The sequence below is a fragment of the Pseudomonas sp. IC_126 genome, from assembly GCF_004331835.1.
GTDB lineage: Bacteria > Pseudomonadota > Gammaproteobacteria > Pseudomonadales > Pseudomonadaceae > Stutzerimonas.
This window is the reverse complement of record NZ_SJSS01000003.1, coordinates 269,240-293,037: the sequence shown is the minus strand read 5'-3', so window position 1 is coordinate 293,037 and position 23,798 is coordinate 269,240. Positions and strand designations below refer to the sequence as shown.

The 23,798-nt window shown below is 62.8% G+C and carries 22 protein-coding genes; 4 read left to right on the top strand and 18 right to left on the bottom strand.

Annotated features, from left to right (window positions below; translation table 11 throughout):
• The first annotated feature begins 85 nt into the window (after positions 1-85).
• From E0D86_RS12265 to E0D86_RS21405, 3 genes are all read left to right on the top strand, one after another.
• The gene (locus E0D86_RS12265) at positions 86-1,000 is read left to right on the top strand and encodes a GGDEF domain-containing protein (protein WP_131650315.1); all 915 of its coding nucleotides are present in this window, start codon (positions 86-88) and stop codon (positions 998-1,000) included.
• Positions 1,001-1,009: 9 nt separating this feature from the next.
• Positions 1,010-2,035 carry an AraC family transcriptional regulator gene (locus E0D86_RS12260; RefSeq protein WP_131650314.1) on the top strand — a complete coding sequence of 342 codons (1,026 nt, stop codon included), beginning with the start codon at positions 1,010-1,012 and terminating at the stop codon, positions 2,033-2,035.
• 462 nt (positions 2,036-2,497) lie between these two features.
• Positions 2,498-2,671, top strand: a complete 174-nt coding sequence (locus E0D86_RS21405; RefSeq protein WP_165914240.1) for a hypothetical protein — start codon at positions 2,498-2,500, stop codon at positions 2,669-2,671.
• An 81-nt stretch (positions 2,672-2,752) separates the two neighbouring features.
• Here the strand turns inward: E0D86_RS21405 and E0D86_RS12255 are convergent, their stop codons facing one another.
• Both E0D86_RS12255 and E0D86_RS12250 read right to left on the bottom strand, forming a co-directional pair.
• Positions 2,753-3,172: a hypothetical protein gene (locus tag E0D86_RS12255; protein WP_131650313.1), complete on the bottom strand. Its 420-nt coding sequence runs from the start codon at positions 3,170-3,172 to the stop codon at positions 2,753-2,755.
• A 9-nt stretch (positions 3,173-3,181) separates the two neighbouring features.
• Positions 3,182-4,633 carry a GMC oxidoreductase gene (locus E0D86_RS12250; protein ID WP_131650312.1) on the bottom strand — a complete coding sequence of 484 codons (1,452 nt, stop codon included), beginning with the start codon at positions 4,631-4,633 and terminating at the stop codon, positions 3,182-3,184.
• A gap of 326 nt (positions 4,634-4,959) precedes the next feature.
• Here E0D86_RS12250 and E0D86_RS12245 point away from each other — a divergent pair, with 326 nt between their 5' ends.
• Complete coding sequence (locus E0D86_RS12245) at positions 4,960-5,211, top strand: hypothetical protein (RefSeq protein ID WP_131650311.1); 252 nt, start codon at positions 4,960-4,962, stop codon at positions 5,209-5,211.
• A 97-nt stretch (positions 5,212-5,308) separates the two neighbouring features.
• On the opposite strand, the gene E0D86_RS12240 is transcribed toward E0D86_RS12245, so the two are convergent.
• The 16 genes from E0D86_RS12240 to E0D86_RS12165 all read right to left on the bottom strand — a co-directional run bounded on the left by E0D86_RS12240 (position 5,309) and on the right by E0D86_RS12165 (position 23,797).
• Positions 5,309-6,349 carry a Rieske 2Fe-2S domain-containing protein gene (locus tag E0D86_RS12240; protein ID WP_131650310.1) on the bottom strand — a complete coding sequence of 347 codons (1,041 nt, stop codon included), beginning with the start codon at positions 6,347-6,349 and terminating at the stop codon, positions 5,309-5,311.
• Positions 6,350-6,770: 421 nt separating this feature from the next.
• Positions 6,771-8,021 carry a helix-turn-helix transcriptional regulator gene (locus tag E0D86_RS12235; protein ID WP_231752230.1) on the bottom strand — a complete coding sequence of 417 codons (1,251 nt, stop codon included), beginning with the start codon at positions 8,019-8,021 and terminating at the stop codon, positions 6,771-6,773.
• Positions 8,022-8,141: 120 nt separating this feature from the next.
• Positions 8,142-9,311, bottom strand: a complete 1,170-nt coding sequence (locus E0D86_RS12230) for a helix-turn-helix transcriptional regulator (RefSeq protein ID WP_131650309.1) — start codon at positions 9,309-9,311, stop codon at positions 8,142-8,144.
• Between the two features lie 3 nt (positions 9,312-9,314).
• The gene (locus tag E0D86_RS12225; RefSeq protein WP_131650308.1) at positions 9,315-11,741 is read right to left on the bottom strand and encodes an RND family transporter; all 2,427 of its coding nucleotides are present in this window, start codon (positions 11,739-11,741) and stop codon (positions 9,315-9,317) included.
• 9 nt (positions 11,742-11,750) lie between these two features.
• Entirely contained in the window at positions 11,751-12,719 is a 969-nt protein-coding gene (locus E0D86_RS12220; protein ID WP_131650307.1) for a YCF48-related protein, read from the bottom strand.
• Positions 12,720-12,914: 195 nt separating this feature from the next.
• A complete protein-coding gene (locus E0D86_RS12215) occupies positions 12,915-14,117 on the bottom strand; it encodes an acetyl-CoA C-acyltransferase (protein ID WP_131650306.1) in 1,203 nt (400 codons plus the stop codon).
• Between the two features lie 25 nt (positions 14,118-14,142).
• A complete protein-coding gene (locus E0D86_RS12210) occupies positions 14,143-14,613 on the bottom strand; it encodes a MaoC family dehydratase (protein ID WP_131650305.1) in 471 nt (156 codons plus the stop codon).
• A 9-nt stretch (positions 14,614-14,622) separates the two neighbouring features.
• Entirely contained in the window at positions 14,623-15,408 is a 786-nt protein-coding gene (locus tag E0D86_RS12205; RefSeq protein WP_131650304.1) for an SDR family oxidoreductase, read from the bottom strand.
• 336 nt (positions 15,409-15,744) lie between these two features.
• Entirely contained in the window at positions 15,745-16,629 is an 885-nt protein-coding gene (locus tag E0D86_RS12200; protein WP_131650303.1) for an SDR family oxidoreductase, read from the bottom strand.
• A gap of 187 nt (positions 16,630-16,816) precedes the next feature.
• A complete protein-coding gene (locus E0D86_RS12195; protein WP_131650302.1) occupies positions 16,817-17,968 on the bottom strand; it encodes an acetyl-CoA C-acetyltransferase in 1,152 nt (383 codons plus the stop codon).
• A gap of 3 nt (positions 17,969-17,971) precedes the next feature.
• Entirely contained in the window at positions 17,972-19,030 is a 1,059-nt protein-coding gene (locus tag E0D86_RS12190; protein WP_131650301.1) for an acyl-CoA dehydrogenase family protein, read from the bottom strand.
• A gap of 11 nt (positions 19,031-19,041) precedes the next feature.
• Positions 19,042-20,208: an acyl-CoA dehydrogenase family protein gene (locus tag E0D86_RS12185; protein ID WP_131650300.1), complete on the bottom strand. Its 1,167-nt coding sequence runs from the start codon at positions 20,206-20,208 to the stop codon at positions 19,042-19,044.
• A gap of 10 nt (positions 20,209-20,218) precedes the next feature.
• On the bottom strand, positions 20,219-20,971 hold the full coding sequence (locus E0D86_RS12180; RefSeq protein WP_131650299.1) for an enoyl-CoA hydratase family protein: 753 nt from the start codon (positions 20,969-20,971) through the stop codon (positions 20,219-20,221).
• Positions 20,968-22,083, bottom strand: coding sequence for a nitronate monooxygenase family protein (locus E0D86_RS12175; protein WP_131650298.1), 1,116 nt, complete (start codon positions 22,081-22,083; stop codon positions 20,968-20,970). The genes E0D86_RS12180 and E0D86_RS12175 overlap by 4 nt, the downstream gene beginning before the upstream one ends.
• Positions 22,080-22,991 carry an enoyl-CoA hydratase gene (locus tag E0D86_RS12170; RefSeq protein WP_131650297.1) on the bottom strand — a complete coding sequence of 304 codons (912 nt, stop codon included), beginning with the start codon at positions 22,989-22,991 and terminating at the stop codon, positions 22,080-22,082. The genes E0D86_RS12175 and E0D86_RS12170 overlap by 4 nt, the downstream gene beginning before the upstream one ends.
• On the bottom strand, positions 22,988-23,797 hold the full coding sequence (locus E0D86_RS12165) for a CoA-transferase subunit beta (protein WP_131650296.1): 810 nt from the start codon (positions 23,795-23,797) through the stop codon (positions 22,988-22,990). The genes E0D86_RS12170 and E0D86_RS12165 overlap by 4 nt, the downstream gene beginning before the upstream one ends.
• Between the last annotated feature and the right edge of the window lies 1 nt (position 23,798).

The following is a 23,798-nucleotide window of genomic DNA, read 5'->3' as shown; positions in this document are numbered from 1 at the left end:
CAACCCCCTCCCCATTCATCCAAGCGTCACATTCATTTGTTTCCGTGCCCCTCACGCACTGGCGCGCCCTCGCCACGGAGACCCGATGAAATCCTTTCTAAAGCTGCATGCCCTGACCCTGCTCGGCCTGGCATTCGCGGCCAACTTCGGCCTGCAGATCTACCTCGCCACCGGCCAGCTCAAGCCTTGGGCTGAGATCGACTGGATGGACGTGGCCGGCGAAGGCGGCTCGGCGGTATTGGCGCTGGTCTGGCTGATCATGCTGCTGCACAGTCGTCCCGCCGGCCGAGTAACGCGGCTGCTAGCGCTCGGCCTTGCCTGCGTATTCCTGTCCTGGTGGATGGATGCGTTGGATGAGTTCATCCAACTGCCGGAATTGGCGACCTGGGATAACTGGTTGGAAACCGCGCCGATGCCCGTCGGCCTGGTGTTGCTGACATTGGGCATCTATCACCTGAATCAGGAACAGCGCGCCATCAGCCAGCAGATGAGCAAGCGCGAAAAGGGATTCCGTGAGCACCGGCTGTTCGACAAACTAACTCCGCTAGGCGCCGCCGAATATCTGCGCCAGCACGTGCAACTGGCACTCGCGCAGGCCCAGGCGGAGCAGCAACCCTTGTCACTGGTGGTCGTGGATCTGGACGATTTCAACGCGCTCAACCTGCGTTACGGTCAGGCCGAGGGCGACGCCGTGCTGCAGGCGATGGCCCACCTGCTGCTGCTCAATCTTCGCCGCCAGGACCTGCTCTGCAGGTTGGCGGGGGATCGCTTCGTTGCCGTGTTGCCGAACACCGGCGAGGCCCAGGCCCGTTCAATTGCCGACGAACTGCGCCAGGCCGTAGTCAGCCTGGCGCACAAAACCGCGCAGCACGGAGAGCGGGTGCACCTGCGCGCCAGCACCGCGACGGTGATGGCCTTCGACGAGGACGCCGAGCAATTCCTCAAACGCCTCAACCTGAACCTGGCCAAGACCAAACAGCAACTGCCGCGCTGCGCCTGAGAAACGACCATGCCCCTCGGTTACGAATGCGACACGCGTTTCATCGCGGCTCATCACCAACCGGCCGTATTGATCGACCTGGCGCTGTCGCGCGGGATCGGCAGCCATCAGTTGCTGCGCGGCACCGGGCTGTTCTACGAGGACATCACCAGCGGCCGAGCACGCATCAGCCCGGCGCAATTGCTCACGCTGATCAGCAATGCGCAACGCTTGCTGGACGCCGATGACAGCAGTTTTCTGTTCGGGCAACGACTGCTGCCAGGCCATTACGGCGAAACCAGCCACGCGCTGAACCACGCCTGCACGCTGCTCCAGGCACTGGAACACCTGCAGCAATTCCGCGCGTTGCTCAGCCCTCTGCTGACACCGCGGCTACTGCTCGACGACAAGCAGGCTCATCTGTACTGGGTGGAAAGTTGGGGCACGGAAGACCAGCAGCGTTTTCTGGTTGAGGCCAGCCTGACTGCGGTGGTCGCCATGACCCGGCGCCTATCGGGGGAGCGACTGCCGTGGCGCTTTTATTTCAGCTATTCGCAGCCACGCCACATCGAACAGTACTGGGTCCATCTGAGCGAGAACCTGACGTTCGACAGCCAGTGGACGATGATGAGCCTGCCTCACGAGTACCTGCACGCACCTTGGCCAAATGCCTCAGCCACCGCTGGCCAGGTTGCCCAGCAGGCCAGCCATGCACAACTGGCGAGCCTCGGTTGGCAATGTAGCTTTATCGATCAGCTGTACGACTACCTTCACGCCAACATCCGCGCACCGCTGAACCTCGAACGGGTCGCCCAGGCGTTCGAGATGAGCCCTGCCTCTTTAAAGCGCAAGCTGCAAAAACAGGGTACTCATTTTCAGGAACAGCTCGATCTGGTGCGCAAGCACGTCGCGCTCTATCTCTATCAGATGAAGGGTTACAGCAATGAGGAAGTCGCGAGTTACCTGTGCTTTAACGACACCACCAACTTTCGCCGATCGTTCAAACGCTGGACCGGCCTGGTGCCGAGCAGCCTGACCCAACTCCTCGATAGGTAGAGCCAAGGCCGACAATATCGCGCCTTTGGGCTTGGCCTAAGCGGCCCACCGAAGGGACACAGATTGGCGACTATGGTGCAGAACGGGGTTCTACCTGGCTGTCATCTCGCCCGTCGCGACTGGGCGAAATCTGTACCGACCCCGCGTCGTTCTGCTGACGATCCAATGCCTTGAATGCTCGACGCAGCAAAAACGCCGCAATACCAGCCACAGTCAGAAATGCGATCAACACCGGTACGGCATGCTCGTTCATTGCGCTTTGTCTCATCCGTTTGAAAGCTTCGCGACCGCGATAGCGAATTGATACTACAAGCTATCCATCCATATACCAACGGTGCGGCTGTGTCGCTCGCCAATATCCAGACGAGTGATTGCACGGAAATCTTTACTTGTGTGCGACGAATCGGTCTGTCGTTGGTCCTAGACCATGGACCCGAACAACACCAGAGCTACGGGGGCAAGATGAACCGGGACTACACCAGGCAATATCACCAGTTGCGCACCCACATCGAACGCATGCTCGGCAACGGCGCGGTGATCGCGGAGCGAGCGCCGCTCACGATCAGACGTGGCGATCAGCTTTTCCGGGTCTCGTGCGGGATGCTGATCAGCGAGCTGGCACTCGCTGACCGCTAAAAGGACAAGCCGCTCGAGCCAGCGGCCAGCCGATCATTCGCTGCTACGGCAAAACAGAGCCTGCATTAAGCCAAGGCGTCGTTAGCTCAGACCGTCGAATTTCGCGTAGGGATTGCTGCAGGGCAGTCTATAACCGAGAAAGGTCACGACGGGATTCGCTTCCTGCTGGCGGCGCAGGTAGTCGGTCGAGACCATGAAATCCGTCAGCAGTCTACGTTCGAAGTTGTCCACCCGAAGATTGGTATAGGCGCTGCCGACACCGGTTTGCTGGCGGATCTTGTACAACCCCATCAGCGCCGTGAGCTTCTCCGAACCATAGTGCCCGGCCATCGCATCGACGAACTTTCGCTGATCCTCGTCCGACATCTGAAAGTCACCGACAAGCTGGTGCAACAGTTCGGGAATGAATACCTGGCGGTCTTCGTACACCCAGGCTGCCGAGCCGACAGCAGCAACGCCCAGCGCGGCGGCGGATGAGAGCAGTAACGTGCGGCGCTTCATGGGCATTCCTTAGCTATAGAGCAGATCGGCGGCACGAATGGACAAGGCGGCCGCGGTCAGGCTCGGATTGGCCGGAGAGCAGCTCGGGTAGGTTGCGGTGCCCACGACGACGAGATTCCGCATGCGGTGATGCAGCATCTGGCCGTCGACCACCGAGCCGTCATCGACCTGTCCCATGCGCAGAGTGCCCTGGACGTGGGACTCGGTCAGACGCCATTCCCGGAAATTGATCGACTCGACCGGCAGCGGCGCGAGCAGCTTTTCCAGACTGTCCAGACCGTACTGGACGCCTTTCATGCCGTAGTCGGACTCGCCTCGGTAATCGATGATCGCCTGCCCGTTTTTCGGATCGATGAGGACGCGGTTTTCCACGTTGGGCAGGTCTTCGCTGACCAACATCAACGGCAGCGTCTGGTTCCAGCGGCCACGCTCCGGACGCAGGCCATACGGCCAACGGTTTTCGAAATAGACCAGACAGGCCGAATGGTCCTTGCGGAATTCACCGTCGTAAAGCGAATAGTTCAGGCCAGTGGTGATGGTACTGCCATCAAAATTGCCCAGGCCGTCGAGATAGACCTCGACGTTCGCGCCCACCTGTTCATGCAGGCCCATGCCGGTTTCGCCATTGACGATATCCGAACGCAGCAGGATCGCCGGGCTCTGGATGGCATTGGCGCCGAGCACGAACAGATCGCCGAAAACTTTGAATTCGCGACCCTCGGAAAGGATCGTGGCGCCCTTGACGGTGTTGCCTTCGTATTCGAGCGTGCGGACCTCTGTCTTCAGGCAGACGTCGACTTTGGGATGATTGAACAGGTCAGCCAGACCGTTCTGTGCCGTGAATTTGGCGTTGACCGGGCATCGATTGCAGGTCGCATTCGCGCAGCAGACGCCGCGGGTACCGGTCGCCACCCGAGCCCGGCCGGTCGGCATGATGAAGTGATGGTCAGGCATTGCCTGCTTCATGATCATGTCGATCGACGAGCCTTTGTGCGGCGGCTGCGGGAATGGCTGGCTGCGCGGCAGCACCTTAGCCATGTCCTCGTCGCCGGCAATCGACATGATCTGCTCGGCCTGACAGTAATAGGGTTCAAGATCCTCGTAGCTCAGCGGCCAGTCATTGCCGACGCCATAGCGGCTGCGCGTGGCGAAATCGCTGGGGTGCAACCGAGGGGTCTGCGAGAACCAGCAATTCATGCCGCCGCCGAGCGCGATGGTGGTGTTCCAGGGCTTCTCGCCGCGATTGTCGTACGTGGACTCGGGTGCGATCGCCGAACTGCTCTGCGTCTGGATCTGCCAGTCCCAGGGATGGAAATCCCCCCATTCGATGATCAGCGCACGCCCGGTAAGGTGCTTCAGCGCTTCGGTCAGAAAGAAGCTGGAGCCAAAACCCGATCCAATAACGACCAATTCATAATGTGCCTTGTCGACATCCCTTGCGCTTACCCGGTTGATATCCATCCAACTACCCTTCCATATCGCAGCGTCATCCTCGGACGAGCTGCTTCACTACAGTTCGCGCAACCACTTAGCCTGCTGCGCGCCGCAAGCGTTCCTATCCCTATCGGCTCCGCCGATCGGCAGTGTTGCCAGGTTAACTCGACCGGCGGTAGAGGCTTAAGTTCCGCCCCGGCCGGAGCGAACTAGAGCATTCACCTGGATCCGACTCGGTCAAACCATGGATTCGCCTCACCCGTCGCGGCGCGACACATGCGGATGGATGGAGCTAACGATCGCCACGGTACCGGGTCGAAGCAGAACCCCCGACTCAACTATCGAGGCCCCTCATGACCATCCCGAACATCGCCACCGCGGTTCTCGCCTTGCTCATCGCAACCAGCGCAGCAGCCAATCAGGAAAACACCGATGACCGCCAGCATGCGAATCCGAGCCAGAGCGGCGAGGAGTCGGCACATGGCTACGAAAATCCGACTGGCGTCGACCCGGATCCGCGCATGACCGAGCAAGAAGCGGAAAACGCATACGAGCGAGCCGAAGAGCAAGCAGAGCCTGAAGAGGAAAAGACAGAGCAACGCTAGCGGTCTGGTCGTGGCCCTGTCTTTCATGCGGCGCAGAGCGGCTTTAGCGCTGCCTCGCACCTAGTTTGGAGGGAGGCGTCAGCCGGAGCGGTATGTATCAGCGACGGTCGACCGTCACGATTTCCTGCCGTTCGGCCCTGCTGGCCGGCACGTCGGCCTCATCCATGAAGAACTGCTGATACCACTCGCGCAGCTGGTACACCGGACCGTCGCCCTCAGCCAGAACAGGATGGTCGATACGCGCCTTATTCTTCCAGATGTCGACGTCCTGATAGAACGAGGTGCGGTTGTTCGCGACGTACTGGAGCGCAAGCTCCTTGTTCTGCTCTTCGCTCCAACCCGGCACTTTCTTTACCAGCACACCAAAGCGCAGCTCGAAACTCTCAGGCGTGACCGGGACGTGGCAGTTCAGCAGAATGCTTTCTACCAGCAAGCCTTCGAAGTTGGCCTTCATGCGGGTGAAGTGGGTAGCAGGCCCGTAATAGGCCGACTCTGCGACGAGATCACCGCCCAGCCGCCCCGAATCTCCATGGAAGATCTGGTGCCCGACATGCCCTTCGAACACGTTGGCGAAGTAGGTGGTGGGCGTACCGTGCACCGGCCCGAAATGCTGGGCGTCTGCCAGGTTGTCCACCAGCTCTCGTGGATTGGTTTCGATCAGCATGGTATCCAGGTGCCAGTCGTTGTCCCACTCGTCGCTGTCGATCTCGGGCAAGTAAGGAATCTCGACGTCCGCTGCCGGGGGATTGCCCTCCGGGTTGTTCCAGACAAATAGCAGATGGTTCACCTCGCAGGTCTGCCAGCTGCGGGTCTTGGCTTTCGGCGGAATACGCTTGCAGTACGGGATCTCGGCGCAGCGGCCGCTCGCCTCGAACTTCCAATGGTGGAAGGGGCAGACCACCTGGCCATCGACCAGCTCACCCTGGGACAGGTCGGCTCCCATATGCGGGCAATGCGCGTTCAGAATGCTGATGGTGCCCGCTTCATTGGCGAACGCGACCAGGCGGGTACCGAAGATGTTCAGGGTGTGCAGCTTGCCATCACGGAAGTCGTTGGCGACACCCAGGCAGTGCCAACCACGGGCATAGCGATACTGGCCGGTTGAAGCGGCAGCTTTGATATCGAGCAGTTGCGTCATATCAGGGTCCTCAGAGGCATTGTTCTTATTCGCTGGAACCGTGGCTAAAACCACACGGCGTATAGCGATAATCGACAAGACGGGCGATGCCCTCATCCCTCAGATGGACTAGGGGTCTGTTGCCGTTTCGTCGCGAGCCGCGTTGCTGCGCCAAATCTCACCAGGCAAGGCAGCGCCCGCTCCCGGCGGGCCTGCTGCATTCACCACATCCATGTGGATCGCGTGGGAGGCAGGTAATGGGCGCTCCCTTGCCAAGTCCCGCAACGCAGCATGGCGAGATTTGCCGCGCAACCCTTCGGGCCGGGCCGGCGCGGCCGCGCACGAAACGGCAACAGACCCTATACGACGCTGTGAGACACCCGCGGAGGTGTAGACCTTCCGCGGCGGATGACGTACAGGCAGACACGCTCGTCTGCGGCCGTCAGCGCACGTCCCGGAAAAACGGACGTGGCAAGGTCGTGACAGGTATTTTCAGCGGCGTCAGCTGGTTGCCACCGAGGGCGACTACGCTGTTGAGCACGACCCGCACCAGCTCCGCCTGACGGCGCACGCCGGTCTTGGAGAAGATCGCGCGCAGATGGGCGCGAGCGGTGTTGCGCATGATATTGAGGTTCTCCGCCGCCTCCTCGAGCGACAAGCCGTTGGCCAACTCCAGTGCCAGAGCGGTTTCCGCCGGCGTGAAGTTGAACAGCTGCTTGGCTACCGCATTGTTGACTTGGGACTTACCGACCGCATCGCGCACATACAACACCACGGCGGGCTGCCCCTTGCCCTCGACCCAGTCAACCGCAGGCATGGGTTCGGCCACAACGCCCAGGTTGACTTCCCCCGAGGGCCGCGAGATGGACAGCGCATCGCGTGTCAGTGCCCGTTGGCCCTGATGAGCGGCAAAAGCTTCGTTGATCAGCTTGTGCAGCTCGCGGTTATCGCTCGGATAGGTCGCCTCCAGGCGCCCGCCTATCAGCTTCAGACCATCGGCCCGCTCCAGCAGCTCACGCGCAACTTCATTGAGCTGCAGCACCGCGCCGCTTCCGTCGAGCACGATGGTGGCTACCGAGAGACGGGTAATGGCCTGTGAATAAAGCGCGCCAATCATTTCGCTGCGGTTGAGCAGGTTGTGCATATGCAGACTGCGACGCAGGTGTGGCATCAACAGTCTGCAGATTTCACGGTCGCGCGCGTCGAACTCGGGCGCAGCGTGAGCGCGGGTGACGCGCAAGCGAACCAGCCCAGAATCCGGGGTGGTGATATCGGCGCCCATCAGATGGGAAACATCGTAATTGCGGCACAGATCGAGGTAATAACTTGAGGTTTTCCAGTCCGCTTCCGACAGCACGTCCAGCTCGGTGAAGACGGTATCCACGGGCTGGTTGCCAAAGGGCGTGGAACCCTCCTGGTAGGCCTGGTAGCAGAGCCGGCCGTGCTCTTTGTAGTTGCCGGCCACTAGCATCAGCCCCATCTCGTCCATGCCGACCACCTTGAGGATCAGCGTGACGTAATTGGCGCGAAAACAAATCCGCAAGGCCTCGAGCGCCCGGGTGAGCGTGTCACTGTCCAGCGAACCTTCCTGGATGATTTGTACGAGCGCATCGTACTCAGCGAGCGACAGGGGTTCTTTATACGGCGCAGGTGTGTCGTTCACGGAAATCATGGATAGCGGCATTGCTTGCATATCTGACCTCACTTACCGTCGGCGCCATCGCGCCGCAGCATTTATTGTTATTTTTAAGATTCATTCGTCGCTGGGAATCGGTGTTCAACCGAACTCGACTACGAATGAGCACATGCTACGTCATGAAGAATGCTTAAGGCTTTTCTGGATGTGTTCTCTCCCAAGGCTGACCACACTATTGAGAATGATGCGGACCAGTTCAGTCTGACGCCTGACGCCGGTCTTGGAAAAAATGGCGCGCAAATGCGCCCTCGCCGTGTTGCGTCTGATCCCAAGCGAATGGGCGGCTTCCTCCAGCGACAAGCCGTTGGCCAGTTCGATGACGAGGGCAGTCTCGGATGGCGTAAAGCCGAACAACTGCCGAGCGATGGCATTGTTCAGTAGGGTGCGGCCCTCGGCGTCGCGGACATAAACCAGAAGCGCAGGATGATCGCTGTCATCCGCCCACTCCCCGTTCGGTACCGGTTCCACCACCAGCCCCAAACTGACCCGCCCGGACGGGCGCGAGATGGAAAGCGCCTCGGCCTCCTCCGGCTCACCCGGCAAGGACCGGCGCAGCGCACTTCGGAGCAGCTGATAAAGTCGCTGGTTATCGCCGGGGTAGTAGGCCTCCAGACGCCCACCGACGCTTTTCAAGCCATCTCCGCTGGCCAGCAGCTCACTGGCAATTCGGTTCTGCTCGACGATCCGGCCGCTGGCATCCACGACCAGCGTCGCGATGGAAAGCCGGCCGATGACCTGGGAGTAGATGGACCGAAGCGACTCGTTACGGCCGAGCATCACATTCAAGTGCAGCACCCGACTGAGGTGCGGTACCAGGCGTGAACACAGCGCCTTTTCTGCTGGCGAGAAGTCTGGCGCGGTTTCAGGACGGGTAATTCTGAAGCGGAAGGTTCCGCTGCCAGGTGGCGAGATATCCACGCCCAGGACGTGAAAAACATCGTGGGCAGCGCAGTAGCGCTGGTAATAAGGGCATGCGCGCCATGTGCTGGTGCTCATCAGATCACTAACGCTGAACACCTCGTTAGGCGGTGTATCGACAAAGGGCGTCTCGTCATAGGGGTAGGTCAGGTAGGTCACGCTCCCCTGCCCTTCGATGTCGCCCAGGACGATCATCAGCCCCTTGTCCGAGTTGTTTGGAGTCCGCAGGATCAGCGTCACGTAGTTCGCCGCAAACAGCTCGTGCAACGCCGTCAGCGCCGGGTTCCAGCCGGGCTCGTCTACGGCGGCGGCGTACAGCTTGTCCAGCAACCGGTCATAGCCGTCGACATCCATCGCGCCCGCCAGCATTACTCAGCCCTCCACACTGGCCGCCAGCGCGGCGGACTTGCGGCGGGACGCGGCTTTCACCACCACCTCCGGCGTCCCCCGGTACTTGACCAGACGGGCCGAGCGGTCGAACCAGGCAGCCAGTCCCGGCAGCAGGAAGATCGCGCCAAACACATTAACCAGGAACATGAAACCGAGGAGGATGCCCATGTCGGCCTGGAACTTCAGCGGCGCAAAGGCCCAGGTGCCAACCCCGATGGACATAGTGAACGCGGTGAAGAGCGCGGCGGTACCGCGCTGGCGCATGGCCTCGTAGAAGGCCGTGCGCAAATCCCGCCCCTGGGCCAGTTCATGCTGCATCCGCTCATACAGATAGATGCCGTAATCGACACCGACCCCCACGCCGAGCGCTAGCACCGGCAGAGTGGACACTTTCAGGCCGATGTCGAAAGCGGCCATCAGCGCATTGCACAGCGTGGCGACGATGGCCAGCGGCGTGATGATGCACAGCACCGCACGGAAGGACCTGAACGTCAGCCAGCAGAACAACGCCACAGAGCCAAGCAACGCGCCGTGCATCTGCACTTCGGCATGTTTGACCGCCTCATTGGAAGCGGCCATGACACCGGCGTTGCCGCCGGCCAGCTTGAACTTCACCTTGCTCTGGTCCACCCCCGCCAGGATGCGTTCGATTTCATCCACCGCATGGGCGATGGTTTCGCCGCTGTGGTTTTCCAGGAACACCAGGATCTGCATGGTCTGGCAGCCGTCGAGCACCAGCCCGTGCGACTGTGAGTAAGCCATCGAGCCTGGCTGAAGTCCTCGTTGGGCACCGGGAATGGCCGCCCAGCGCGGGTTGCCCTCGTTGTTGCTTGCAATCGCCACCTTGCCCATTCCGGCAACGCTCTGCACCGATTGCACGCCTGCAACGCTGCGTGTCTGAAAGTCGACCTGCTCGACTGCGCGCATCACCTGCGGGTCCAGGCAAGCCTCGGTCACGTTCGGTACGTCGGCGTAGATCGACAGCACGTCCAGGCCGATGGCATAGCTGCCGATAATCTGGGCGTTGTCCCGGTTGTAGCGAGAGGTGTCACGCAGTTCCGGCGCGCCGGTTCCGACGTCGCCGATGACCAGGTCACGGCTTTTCCAGGCACCGCCCAGCAACAGCACCAGACTGACCGCGAATACCACGAGCGCCGGGCCGGGCGTCGCCACCACCGACAGTTTCCACCACAGGGCGTGTCGCTCACCTTGGGACTCACCGCTGGTCTTGAGGGCACCACGCTCCAGATGCATATGGGAAATGATGATCGGCAGCATGAGTTTGTTGGTGATGATCATCAGCATGACGCCGATGCACGCCGTCAGACCCAGCTCCCGCACGATCGGAATGTCGATCAGCATGATCACGCCAAAGCCCAGCGCATTCATCAGCAATGCCAGCGCCCCCGGCACGAAGATCTTGCAGAACGCAGCGTGCGCGGCGTCCACCGCATTGCTGCCGGCCAGCACATCCTGCTTCCAGGCATTGGTCATCTGCACGGCGTGCGACACGCCGATGGAGAAAATCAGGAAGGGCACCAGGATCGACATTGGATCGATGCCCAGACCCAGCAGTGGCAGCAGCCCGAGCAGCCATACGACGGGCAGTAATGCCACCAGCAGCGCCACGACGGTCAGTTTCAGTGACCGGCAGTACATCCACAGCAACGCCGCGGTGATGAAGAAGGCGATGACGAAGAAACCCATCACCGCGACGAGGCCATCCACGACGTCGCCCACCAGTTTGGAGAAGCCGACGATGTTCAACTCGATGTTTTCGCCGTCGAACCGTTCGCGAATTTCCTCCAATTGCTTGGCGATCTCGACGTAGGACACCCGCTCGCCAGTCTGCGGATTGAATTCCTGCAGATCGGCCCGGACCATCGCCGCACTCAGGTCATTGGCCACCAGTCGGCCGATCTGACCCGAGCGGGCGGTATTGTTGCGGACCTGTGCGAGGTCTTCCGGTGTGCCGCTGAACTGTGGCGGGACGACGACATCGCCGACATAACCGTTCTCGGTGACCTCGATATAACGCACATCGGGGGTGAACAACGAACGTACGCTGGAGCGCCGCACACCGGGAATGAAGAACACTTCATCGGTCACCTTGCGCAGCGTGTCGAGGAATTGCTCGTTATAGATGTCTCCCTCGCCCTTCCAGCGGACGCTGACCAACAGGCTGTTGGCGCCGGTAAAAATTTCGCTGTAGTGCAGATAGTTCCGCATGAAGGGGTGAGAGACGGGAATCTGCTTGTTGAAGCCCGGGTCTAGCCGGACCTGAGTGGCGCTATAACCGAGCCCGAGCGTGATCAGGATGAATATCGCCAACAGTGGCTTGCGCCACGCCAGCAAGCGATCGGCACTGCCCGTGACAAAGCGGGCAACCCAGCGATTACGGTTCGTCATGAGCATTCCTTATTTACGGGCCGCGAAGAGATTGGGGCCTTGAAGTCTCAAGCCATGCTGACCGGCCACAATCAGGCTGCCGTCACGCAGCATCACCGCCGAGGTGAGCGTGTCCTGCCCCTTGACGTAGCCCGTCTGGGTCAGCTCTCCGGTTTCATCGAGCCGGGCAAAGGCCCCGCCGCTTCCCACGATCAACACCCCGCCGTCGTCAGTACGGGCATGCCCGTACAAGGGCAAACGGTGGCCGAGTTCCACCTTTTCCCAGGTGGCGCCGTCGTCATGCGTGGCGAACACGTTGCCGCGCATTCCATAGGCGACCCAGTGACTGCCCGACAGCCGCGACACTCCAAACAATGAACCTTCATAGAACGGCTCGACCTGAGCCCAGCTCTTGCCCGCATCGAGCGAACGCAAGACCAGTCCCATCTCCCCGACGAGGATTCGGCGTCCGTCAGCGGCGCCATCCATGCTGTTGAGGTGTTCGCCATTGATCGGGAGGCTCTGCTCGGCCCAGTGCTCACCGGCGTCAGTGGAGACATAGAATTTGCCGAAGCTGCCAAAGGCATATATCTGCTGCCCATCCTCGCTCCAGAGGCCCAGTAGCGGCTCGCCGAGGGCGGCGTCGTACATCGTCGTGGTCCAGTGGCGGCCCCGGTCCGTGCTTCGCAGAATCAGGTTGTCGTGGCCCACGACCAGCAAGGTTTCGTCACCGTAAGCGGCAATGGCGGTAAGGGTTACCGGCTTTTCGGCCTGATCGTGACGACCGCTCCAGGTTTGGCCCTTGTCGTCGCTGAACAGAATCGTGCCGCGCTCGCCAACGGCGATCAACGTATCGTCAAGGCGCGTCATGTTGTTGATATGCACGCGTGTGACGTCCAGCTGGGCCGCGCGTGCCGCCTCCTCACTCCGGGGCGAGAAGGCGTAGACCACCAACACCGCGACGACGAAACAGAACGCGTAGCTGATCAGTTTGCTCATGGCACACCACCCTCCGGTCGACACTCACTGCGCAGACGCGCAGCGGTGCTCGTTGTTCTTGTTTTGGGTTCGGCCGACGAACATCCCGCATGTCCCGGATCGCAGCCTTTGCCCGATCTTCTGCGCCCGGGCGACAGTGAACATCGTCCAAATGGCTTACACCCGACCGGCAGGCGTCCGCCCGGGCGTGACGGCTCAAGGCAGCTCGAACAGCCCGGCTGCGCCCATGCCGCCACCGATGCACATGGACACCACGACATACCGCGCGCCCCGCCGCCGGCCTTCGAGCAGGGCATGACCCACCATCCTGGCGCCGCTCATACCAAACGGGTGTCCAATGGCAATGGCGCCTCCGTTGACGTTCAGCCGATCGTTGGCGATGCCCAAGGCGTCGCGGCAGTGCAGCACCTGGCAGGCGAAGGCCTCGTTGATTTCCCAGAGGTCGATGTCCGACACCCGCAGGTTGAAGCGTTCCAGCAGCTTGGGCACTGCGTAGACAGGGCCGACGCCCATCTCTTCTGGGCTGCAGCCCGCCACCGCGATCCCGCGATAGATCCCCAGTGGCGCCAGCCCGCGGCGATCGGCCTCGGCGCGGCTCATCAGCAGACAGGCGGCCGCACCATCGGACAGCTGCGAGGCATTGCCGGCCGTGATGTGCTCGCCCTGCTGGACCCACTTGCCGTTTTTCCACACTGGATTCAGTGACTGCAGCGCTTCGAGGGTGGTACTGGCGCGGTTGCACTCGTCACGGTCAGCCACCACCGTTTCGTGGCCGGCCGGGTTGCCTTCCTTGTCGAACAGCAGCCGGCTGGCCGATAGCGGTACGATTTCGTCGGCAAACAATCCGGCTTGCTGCGCGGCAGCGGTGCGTTGCTGGCTTTGCAGGGCGTATTCGTCTTGTGCCAGACGACTGATGCCGTAGCGGCTGGCGACGATCTCGGCGGTCTCGATCATGGGCATGTAAGCGGTCGGCATAAGCTGCAGCACCGCTTCGGACTGCGCCCGGTATGCGTTCTTGTGCTTGTTCTGAGTTAGAGAAAGGGATTCCACCCCGCCCGCCACGGCGATACCCAACTCGCCACAGGCGATGCCCTTGGCCGCCACGCCGATGGACATCAGCCCCGACGCGCACATGCGATCCAGCGCCATGCCTGGCACGCTCTCGGGCAACCCGCCCGTATAGGCGCAGAGTCGGCCGATGTTGAACCCCTGAGTGCCTTGCTGAACGGCCGCACCCATGATTACGTCGTCCACTTCGCCCGGCGCCACCCCAGCCCGTTCGACCACCGCGCGCACCACGTGGCCGCCGAGCACCGGCGCCTCGGTATCGTTGAACGAACCCCGGAAGGATTTGGTTAGCGCAGTACGCGCGGTGGAAACGATCACGGCTTCTTGCATGGCTACATTCCTCATGGAGCGGGCCTCATGGTGCGGGGTTGAAGGTGTAACGGCTGATGGTGTCCACCACGCAGCCGGGGCGGTCGTTGCCCTCGATCTCGACGGTGACGCGGACCACAACCTGCAGCGCGCCATTGGGCAGCGATTCCACGGAGCTCATCTCGCCGGTACCGCGCACGCGTGCGCCGACCTTTACCGGCGCAGGGAAGCGCACCCGGTCGCAGCCGTAGTTCACGCCCATCAGCAGGTTGTCCACGCGCATCAGCTGCGGCAGGAAGAAATTGACCAGCGACAGGGTCAGGTAGCCGTGGGCGATGCAGCCCTTGAACGGCCCCTTTCGCGCGCGCTCGGGGTCGACGTGAATCCACTGGTGATCGCCCGTGGCCTCGGCGAATCCGTTCACTCGTTCCTGCTCGATGGGCAACCAGTCGGTTGCGCCGAGCGACTCACCTACCGCCGCGTGCAGCTGTTCGGCACTGCTGAATATTCGTGTCATGAGCGTTCCTCAGGCGTGCTGCGAGCTGACCGAAAGCACTTCGCCAACCATGTAGGAGGCGTAGTCGCTGGCCAGGAACATCATGACGTTGGCCACTTCCCAGACCTCGGCGGCACGGCCGAACGCCTCTCGGCTGGTCAGTTGCTCGAGCAGATCCTCGCTGGCGGCCTTCTTCAGAAAGTCATGCAGAGCGATAGAGGGCGACACGGCATTGATACGCACGCCAAAGTCGGCGGCCTCAAGGGCGCTGCAACGGGTCAGCGCCATCACCCCGGCCTTCGCCGCGGCGTAATGAGCCTGCTCCTTCTGCGCGCGCCAGCCGAGCACGGAGGCGTTGTTGACGATGGCGCCGCTACCACGCTGTTGCATGTGCGGCAGCATGGCGCGGGTCATGCGAAAGGTGCCGGTCAGGGTGATGTCCAGCACCCGCAGCCACTCTTCATCAGTCATGTCGACGACACGTTTCTGGCCGCCCAGACCGGCGTTATTGATCAGCACGTCGACCCCGCCCAAGGCCTGCTCAGCGGCAGCGACCAGCGCCTGAACATCCGCCTCGACAGTGACATTGCACAGCTGGCCGTAGACAGCCTCAAGGCCAGTCTCGGCCTTGAGCTTCTCGACCGCTTCTTCCAGACGACGCGGATGGATATCGGAAATCATCAGCGCGCGACAGCCTTCCTCGGCGCTACGCCGGGCGGCCGCATAGCCGATGCCGCCTCCTGCGGCTGCGGTGATCAAGACGGACTTGCCGGCCAGCAACTGGTGACCAGGCACATAGGCGGGAGCGTGTTTCACGATGGCAACCTCGGATTAAAAACCTGAGGCCATCTAAGCGCGGCGGCCGGCGGGCCGGCATCGTCAAAACGGACGGGGTGCAATGGTGGTGGGTGGGCAACGCGGCGCGCTGCTTCAGCTCGTAGGGTGGGCTTCAGCCCACCAATTGAAGGTCCCGGTGGGCTAAAGCGGAACGCCGCGCGGACCACCCTACAAAGCTGCGAGCTTCTCAGTTCGTAGGGTGGGCTTCAGCCCATCGGAGCTCGACGCCGTTCACGCAGACCAGGCCAGGCGGTTATGAAGGCGGTGCCAGAGCTAGTGGTGGGCTGAAGCCCACCCTACAGGGACGTGAGTTTTTCAACTGCCCCAAACCTTCTGCGCCGCAGGGGCCTCCGCGAGGATCTGGGCAATGGCGTCTCCGGCCTCGGCGGGTTGCCAGCGCTCGTTTTTCTCACGGGTGACTCCGGTGCGCCAGCCGTCGGCCAGTGAGATGCGCCCTCCCTCGGCCTCGAATACCTGTCCGGTGACCTGTGCCGATTCGGCCGAAGCCAGCCAGGCCAGAACGTTCGATACGTTCTCCGGCGCCCAGTAGTCGAAGCTACCGTCCTCGGGCTTTGCCATACGGGCGGCCATGGATTCCACCGCCGTGGTCATGCCCGTGCGCGCAGCCGGGGCCACGGCATTAGCGGTGATACCGTAGCGGCGCAGTTCCGCAGCCTGGTTCAGCGTCAGTGCGGCAATCCCGGCCTTGGCGGCGGCGTAGTTGGACTGACCGATAGAGCCCTGCAGCCCCGCGCCGGACGTCGTGTTGAGGATCCGTGCATCGACTTTCCGCCCCGCCTTGCTCTGATCGCGCCAGTAATGCACGGCGTGCGAACTGATGCAGAAATGGCCCTTCAGATGCACCGCCATGATGGCGTCCCAGTCAGCCTCGGTCATGGAGGCAAACATGCGGTCGCGGTTGATGCCGGCGTTGTTCAACACCACATGCAGATCACCAAAGGTCTCGATGGCCTGTTGCACCGCGTTCTCGCTGTTGGCGTAGTGGGTGATGTCGGAGGTGTTCACCACCGCACGGCCACCATCAGCCGTTATCTGGTCGACCACCGCCTGTGCAGCAGCCTGGTTGATGTCATTGACCAGCACACAGGCGCCTTCGGCGGCGAATACACGGGCATGCGCGGCGCCCAGGCCGCCACCTGCGCCCGTGATGATGACGACTCTATCGTTGAGAATTCCCATGCTTCGTTCCTTTTTCAATATGTGACGGTCGGTCGAAGGCGCCTGCAGACGCGTCGCTAGCGCAGGTCAGGCAAGGCGAAATCGGCTGGGGAAGCGGAGTTTGCCGAGGCCAATGAGCATTCCACGGTCGATTTCAACGCGGCTTGACCAAGCGCAGCAGCGTCTGCCGCGCCCAGGGCCTGTCGATCTAAAGACGTTCGATGATAGTGACGTTCGCCTGCCCGCCGCCCTCGCACATCGTCTGCAAGCCGAAGCGTCCGCCGCTGCGCTCCAGTTCATGGAGCAGCGTGGTCATCAGCCTGGCGCCCGTGGCACCCAGCGGGTGGCCGAGGGCGATGGCCCCGCCGTTGACGTTGGTCTTGGCGGGGTCGTAATCCAGCTCCTTTTGCCACGCCATAACCACCGATGCGAAGGCCTCATTGATCTCCACAAGATCGATATCCGCCATTGTCATCCCGGCCTTTTTCAGGGCATGACGAGTCGCTTCGATCGGGGCAGTGAGATGCCAGATGGGATCGTCGCCTCGGACCGACAGGTGATGAATGCGCGCCCGCGGGGTCAGCCCGTAGCGTGCGAGCGCGGCCTCGGAAACCACCAGCAGCGCCGCCGAGGCGTCGCACGTCTGGCTGGAGACCGCGGCGGTGATATCCGGGTACGTCGGGTCGACCGGTTCCAGCGATGCCATTTTGTCCAGCGTCGTCTGGCGCGGAGTTTCGTCGGCCCAGACACCCTCGAGCGGGGCGATCTCGCGCGTGAAGCGCCCGCCCTCGATGGCCACCAGGGCGCGGCGATGGCTTTCCAGGGCGAAGCACTCCATCTGCGAACGGCTGATGTCCCAGTGACTGGCAATGCGCTGAGCGGCGTAGAACTGGTTAACGGGCTGATTACCGAAGCGCGCCTGCCATCCCCGGCTGCCGGAGAACGGATCGGTGAAGCCCAGCGGCTGCCCGGCAAGCATCGCCGAGGAAATCGGGATTTGGGTCATGGTCTGCACGCCGCCCACCGCGACCACGTCCTGAGTTCCGCTCATCACCGCCTGCGCGGCGAAGTGCAGCGCCTGCTGTGACGAGCCGCACTGGCGATCCACCGTGGTGCCCGGCACATTCAGTGGAAGGCCCGCCGCCAGCCAGGCGGTGCGGGCGATGTCTCCGGCTTGTGAACCGATGGTGTCAACGCAGCCGAAGATCACGTCGTCATATTCAGCGGCGGGCACCACGTTACGCTCCACCAGCGCCTTGAGCGCGTGCGCGCCGAGGTCGATGGCATGGACATGGGCAAGACCACCCTTGCGTTTGCCGGTAGGGCTGCGCAGGGCGTCGACAATATAGGCTTCAGGCACGGCTTAGTCCTCGAAGGTGTATTGAGGGCCGACCGGCGCGCCGTCGGCGAGGATGGCAGCCGCCACCCGGGAATTGTGAAAGGCGCGGTCGCCCCATGAAGAATCCAGAGCCCAGGCACGCTTCATGAACATCTGCAGATCGACTTCCCACGTGTAGCCCATGGCACCGTGCACCTGAATGCCGTGCCGTGCAGCGAGCGCGGCCGCCTCGCAGCAGGCCAGCTTGGCGTGGGAAACATGCACGGCGGCTCGCTCGTCACCGTGCGCCACGGCGTGAGCGGCGCGATAGAGCACCGGTTTGGCGAACTCGATCTTGCTGGCGACGTCCGCCAGATGATGCTTGATGGCTTGAAAGCTGCCGATCGGCTTGCCGAACTGCTTGCGCTGCACCACGTAGTCGACCGAGAGGTCGAGCATGCGCTGGGCCAGGCCAAGGCTCTGCCCGGCAACAGCCAGCGCACCGCGGTTGAGGGTTGCTGCCCAGAGCCGGCGCGCCTGTTCGGCGTCTGCCAGACACGTTGCAGCGTCGGGGTTCCAGCTGACCCGACACAGGCGGCGTGAGCTGTCGATACTCCGGTTGTGTTCGAGATCGATGGCGGAGCGCTCCACGGCGTAAATCGAACCGCCGCGTTCGAGAAGCAACACGTCAGCCATATGGGCATCGGCAACGAAGTGATTGACCGGATGGCCGACTGCGATACGCGATCCGCCGGCAGCGATGCCCTCGAGCAGCACGCTGCGCAGCGGACTGTCGTCCTGCATGTCTCTCAACAGGCTGGCGGCAACGTAGGCCGTGTCGGCCAGCGAATCAGGGATGGCGTAATAACCCAGCTCCTGAGTAAGCAGCGCCCAGGCAATATCATCCATGCCCAGCCCGCCTTGGGCTTCCGGTATGCAAAGCGCTGTGAGCCCCTGCTCCGCCATCTTCGAGCGCAACTCGGCAGATCGGCCATCGTCGGTCTCCCAGATCTCACGCAGCATCTCGGGCGGCGCTTCGGTCATCAGGAAGCGGCTGATCGCTTCGCGGAAGGCGAGCTGATCTTCGGTAAAGGTGAAGTCCATGGTCGCCCCCTTCAGGATTTAGGCAGACCGAGCAGCCGCTCGGCGACGATGTTTCGCTGGATTTCGTTCGTGCCGGCGTAGATAGGCCCGGCCTGCGCGAAGAGGAATCCTTCCAGCCAGCTGCCTTCATCGACGGCTTCGGGCGCGCTGCCGAGCAGCTCCCCGCGGGCGCCGAGGATGCGCATGGCCGTTTCGTGCATCTTCAGGTCCAGCTCCGACCAGACGATCTTGTTGATGCTGGCTTCGGCCCCGATCTTGGCGCCTTTATCGACCAGGCCTACCGTGTGATAAGCCGAGTAGGCATAGGCCTGCGCGCCCATCCAGCTTTCGATCACCGCATCACGCAGACCCGGATCGCGCTCGGCGGCCTGCGGGTAGCGTTTGTAGAGATCGACCAGCCGTCGCGCGGTCTGCTGGAAGCGTGCCGGTGAGCGCAGCAACAGCCCTCGCTCGAAGCCGGCGGTGGCCATCGCCACGTTCCAGCCCTGCCCTTCACCGCCGATCAGGTTCTTTACCGGGACCCTGACGTCATCGAAGAACACTTCGGCGAAGGCGTCCTTGCCGTTGAGCGCCTTGATCGGGCGAATGGTCACCCCGGGCGTGTTCAGCTCGACCATGAGATAGCTCAGACCGTGATGCCGGCTGCTGGTCGGGTCGGTGCGGAACAGGCCAAAGATCCAATCGGCAAAACTGGCGCGGGTCGACCAGGTCTTCTGGCCGTTGATCACGTAATGGTCGCCGTCCAGGGTGGCCTTGCTCCGGATGGCCGCCATGTCGGAGCCTGCATTGGGCTCCGACCAGCCCTGTGCCCACATGTCTTCGCTCGACGCGATCCGTGGCAGGAAGTGGCGCTTCTGCTCCTCGGTGCCGAACTCCATCAGCGTCGGGCCGAGCAGCAGCTGGCCGTTCTGGTTGACCCGCATGGGCGCGCCAGCGGCGTAGTACTCCTCTTCGAACATCAGCCACTCGATCAGGTCGCAGCCCATGCCGCCGAGGTGTTGCGGCCACATCACCATCGACAGGCGACTGGCATAGAGCCTGGCCTCCCACTCACGATGCTGTTCGAAGCCCTCCCGGGTGTCGTAACTGGCCAAGGGCTCACTCGGCACGTTGTCTTGCAACCAGGCACGCACCTCGGTGCGGAAGGCCTTTTGCTTGTCGGTGTAGGTCAATTGCATGGTTGCGGCCTCAGAACTGGGTGTCTCTTTTTTCCACGAAGGCACGGCGCGTCTCGGCCGAATCCGGCAGGGTGTAGGCCTCCAGCGTGAAGCCCTGCTCCCAGCGGTATTTGTCTTCGAGGTTGCCGTCCTCGATGCCGTTGAGCGCTTCCTTGGCGATGCGGATCATCGCTGGGCTCTTGGCGGCGATCTTCAGGGCAATTTCGCGGGCGGCGGCCGGCAGTTCCTCGCGCTCGACCAGCTTCTCGATGAAGCCGTACTGCATCGCGTCCGGCGCGGTAACCGTCTCGCCGGTGAAGAACATGTAGCGAACCTTTTGCACCGGAAACAGCCGTTGCAGGTGCGCACCGCCGCCCATGGCGCCGCGGTCCACTTCCGGCAGCGCAAAGGTGGCGCAGCGCGAGGCGAGCACGATGTCGGCCGCGCCGGTCATGCCGATGCCGCCACCCAGTACGAAACCGTGCACCGCGACGATCACCGGCACCTGGCAGCGATGGATGGCCTTGAAGGTCGCGTAGTTGCCCGCGTTGACCTTCACGATCCGCTCGGGATGCGCATCCAGCTCCTTGATGTCGACGCCGGCGCAGAAGCCGCGCCCCTCGGCGCGGATGATCAGCACGCGCACTTCGGCGTTGGCGCCCAGCTCGTCGATGCGGGCGGCCAGTGCCAGCCATTCTTCGCTGTTCAGGGCGTTGACCGGCGGCTTGGCCAGCACCAGTTCGGCGACACCCTGGTTGATCTCGACCTTGAATGCACTGCTCATGCGTGAGCCCTCTGTTGTCCGTTGACCGGCGTACCTGCCGGGTTCTGCTGCAAACGCGCGTTCAGGCGCTGCAGGCACTGCTCGGCTTCGCCGGCAATCTGTTCGATGAGTGCCTGGCAGCTCGGCAGGCTGTCGATGGCGGCGGCCACCTGGCCACTCGGCAAGATGCCTTCGTCGGGCATGCCGTCGACCATCGAGCGCTCCAACAGCACCGGTTGGTTGGCCGCCATGACTACCTGCGATAGGGCCGAAGGATCTTCCTTGATGGCCTTGAAAAAGGTCCTGAGCATGTGCGCACTGCTCATGCCGGTCTGCGCCTGCCAAGTGCGCGCGCTTTTCAACGCGATCCACAGCCGGCCCATCGGGCTGGCTTGCTCCAGGCGGCGGATAAAGGGGTTGTCGATCATCCGGTGGCGCATGCCGTCGACCGCCAGGGTGACGCGAATCTGCTGGGTGTCGCGCACCGCCAGGTAGCGTTCCAGCGTCGCGCGCGGGGTCGGCGAGTCGGAGGTCATCAGAAAGCGCGTGCCCATGGCGATGCCTTCGGCGCCAGCGGCCAACGCCGACGCCAGGCCACGTCCGGTGGAATAACCCCCAGCGGCGATCACCGGCACCGACACCGCGTCGAGCACCTGCGGCAACAGGATGGTGGTCGGCACGCCGCCGGTGTGGCCACCGCCCTCGCCGCCTTGAATGGTGATCATGTCGGCGCCCAGCTCCACGGCTTTGAGCGCATGTTTGAGCGCGCCGACCGTAGGAATGCAGAGCACCCCGGCGTCCTTGAAGCGGCGGATGGTCGCCTTGTCCGGCCCGCGCCCGTAGCTGACCGCGCGCAGGCGGTACTGGATGGCCAGGTCCACGCATTGCGCGGCGTTGTCCTGGAACATGTGGAAATTCAAGCCGAACTGGCTGCCGCCGGTGGCAGCGATCACCTTCTGTATCTCGCCTTCCAGCGCCTCGGCCGGGATGGTCGCCCCGGCGAGGAAGCCAAAGCCGCCGGCACGGGTGGTGGCGATCACCAGATTGGCGTCGGCCACCCAGCCCATGGCCGTCTGCACGATGGGGTAGCGACAGCCGAGCGCCTCGGTCAGGCGGGTCTGGAGCAGGGTCATGACGACTCTCCCCGGCCCGCCTGCTTCTTGTTCGCCTCGGCCATGGCCTTGCCGTCGTAGCCGCCCAGCTTGTCGCCGGAAACCATCTCGTTGTGGACATGGGCGAAGTGGTGCCAGGCGAAGGCTGCTTCCATCCCGCTGCGCTTGCCCTGCAAATCCTCGATGTGGTTCACCGCCTGCTTGGTCAACGCCAGGCCCATGCGCGGTTGAGCGGCGATGCGCCGGGCGATCTCCAGCGTCTCGGCGGCCAGCGCCTCGCGCGGCACCACCCGGTTGACCATGCCCAGCTCGTAGGCACGGGCCGCCGGCATGCGCTCGCCAAGGAAGAGGAATTCCTTGGCGATGCGCGGGTGCATCTCGAAGGCGTGGGCGAAATACTCCACCCCCGGAATCCCCATGCGCACCACTGGGTCCTGAAAGAAGGCGTCGTCACTGGCGACGATCAGGTCGCAGACCCAGGCCAGCATCAGCCCACCGGCGACACAAGCGCCCTGCACCATGGCGATGGTCGGTTTGGGGATCTCCCGCCAGCGCCGGCACATGTTCAGGTACACCTCTTGCTCGCGAGCGTAGAGGAACTCACCGCCGGGCTTGTTGGTGTGGTCCCACCACAAATGGGCGCGCTCGAACGGCTTGTTGACGTCGCGCCCCGGCGTGCCGATGTCGTGACCGGCGGAGAAGTGCTTGCCGGTGCCCGCCAGGACGATGACCTTCACGCCGTCATCATCCACCGCACGGCGGAAGGCGGCATCCAGCGCATAAGTCATCTGCGAGTTCTGCACATTATTGAACTGCGGCCGGCTCAGGGTGAGGATCGCCACGCCATCCTCGACGCGGTACAGCACCGGTTCGTCAGTCTCGTAGACGGCCGTATCCGGTCGCTCAACGAAGGCGTTGTCGTGGTTCATCCAGCGATCTCCTCGGCGGTACGCACACCGGCCGGATTGCCCTTGAGCTGCTTGCTGCGCAGATCGTGCGGGTCGAGCCGACGGATCAGCGCCAGCTGTTCGGCGGTCGGGTGCGGGGTCTCGCCCATTCCTTCGGCCTTCAGCAGCGGGAAGCCGGTGCGCGCCTGCACAGTGTCGAAATCCACCCCCGGATGCAGCGAGAGCACCTGGCACGCATGGTCCGGGCCGTTGAAGTCCATCACGCAGAGATCGGTGACGACCCGGCCGATGCTCATCAGGTCGCGACGCATACCCGGCCCCCAGCGCTCTTCCTTGAAACCGACACCGGAGACCATGTCCACCTCGCCTGCAACGAAGGCCCGGGTGCTGTGGTTGGGGACGAAGAAGGAGTTCTTGTGATTGATACTGTTGCCCGGCAGGCCGCGTGCGCCAAGCATCGCCACCTTGGGCCGGGCGTAATCGCCGACCACCGAAAGGTTGGTCTGCGCCCAGCGATCGACCTGCGTCGGGCCGATCATGGCGTGGCGACGCCCATGCCAGACGCATTCGAAAATTCGCTCGAAGGGCATATAGCCGGCGTATTTCGGCTGGTAGTCGCCACGCGGGCCGACCGGTACCGGTTCCTCCACCAGAAAGGCCTCGCTGTCGGTCATCAGCAGCTCGGGGCTGTGGCTCGATTTGGCCAGGCTGGCGCCGAGACGCGGGATGATGCCGAGCCCCGAAGCGAGCAGTTCGCCGTCGTCACGCCAGGCGTCGGAGGCGGCCACGATCATCAGTTCGGCCAGGCTGAAAGTGTTCTCGGACATG

Coding starts and splice junctions, on each gene's coding strand:
- E0D86_RS12265 (WP_131650315.1), top strand. CDS start 86: ATGAAATCCTTTCTAAAGCTGCATGCCCTGACCCTGCTCGGCCTGGCA.
- E0D86_RS12260 (WP_131650314.1), top strand. CDS start 1,010: ATGCCCCTCGGTTACGAATGCGACACGCGTTTCATCGCGGCTCATCAC.
- E0D86_RS21405 (WP_165914240.1), top strand. CDS start 2,498: ATGAACCGGGACTACACCAGGCAATATCACCAGTTGCGCACCCACATC.
- E0D86_RS12255 (WP_131650313.1), bottom strand. CDS start 3,172: ATGAAGCGCCGCACGTTACTGCTCTCATCCGCCGCCGCGCTGGGCGTT.
- E0D86_RS12250 (WP_131650312.1), bottom strand. CDS start 4,633: ATGGATATCAACCGGGTAAGCGCAAGGGATGTCGACAAGGCACATTAT.
- E0D86_RS12245 (WP_131650311.1), top strand. CDS start 4,960: ATGACCATCCCGAACATCGCCACCGCGGTTCTCGCCTTGCTCATCGCA.
- E0D86_RS12240 (WP_131650310.1), bottom strand. CDS start 6,349: ATGACGCAACTGCTCGATATCAAAGCTGCCGCTTCAACCGGCCAGTAT.
- E0D86_RS12235 (WP_231752230.1), bottom strand. CDS start 8,021: ATGCAAGCAATGCCGCTATCCATGATTTCCGTGAACGACACACCTGCG.
- E0D86_RS12230 (WP_131650309.1), bottom strand. CDS start 9,311: ATGCTGGCGGGCGCGATGGATGTCGACGGCTATGACCGGTTGCTGGAC.
- E0D86_RS12225 (WP_131650308.1), bottom strand. CDS start 11,741: ATGACGAACCGTAATCGCTGGGTTGCCCGCTTTGTCACGGGCAGTGCC.
- E0D86_RS12220 (WP_131650307.1), bottom strand. CDS start 12,719: ATGAGCAAACTGATCAGCTACGCGTTCTGTTTCGTCGTCGCGGTGTTG.
- E0D86_RS12215 (WP_131650306.1), bottom strand. CDS start 14,117: ATGCAAGAAGCCGTGATCGTTTCCACCGCGCGTACTGCGCTAACCAAA.
- E0D86_RS12210 (WP_131650305.1), bottom strand. CDS start 14,613: ATGACACGAATATTCAGCAGTGCCGAACAGCTGCACGCGGCGGTAGGT.
- E0D86_RS12200 (WP_131650303.1), bottom strand. CDS start 16,629: ATGGGAATTCTCAACGATAGAGTCGTCATCATCACGGGCGCAGGTGGC.
- E0D86_RS12190 (WP_131650301.1), bottom strand. CDS start 19,030: ATGGACTTCACCTTTACCGAAGATCAGCTCGCCTTCCGCGAAGCGATC.
- E0D86_RS12185 (WP_131650300.1), bottom strand. CDS start 20,208: ATGCAATTGACCTACACCGACAAGCAAAAGGCCTTCCGCACCGAGGTG.
- E0D86_RS12180 (WP_131650299.1), bottom strand. CDS start 20,971: ATGAGCAGTGCATTCAAGGTCGAGATCAACCAGGGTGTCGCCGAACTG.
- E0D86_RS12175 (WP_131650298.1), bottom strand. CDS start 22,083: ATGACCCTGCTCCAGACCCGCCTGACCGAGGCGCTCGGCTGTCGCTAC.
- E0D86_RS12170 (WP_131650297.1), bottom strand. CDS start 22,991: ATGAACCACGACAACGCCTTCGTTGAGCGACCGGATACGGCCGTCTAC.
- E0D86_RS12165 (WP_131650296.1), bottom strand. CDS start 23,797: ATGTCCGAGAACACTTTCAGCCTGGCCGAACTGATGATCGTGGCCGCC.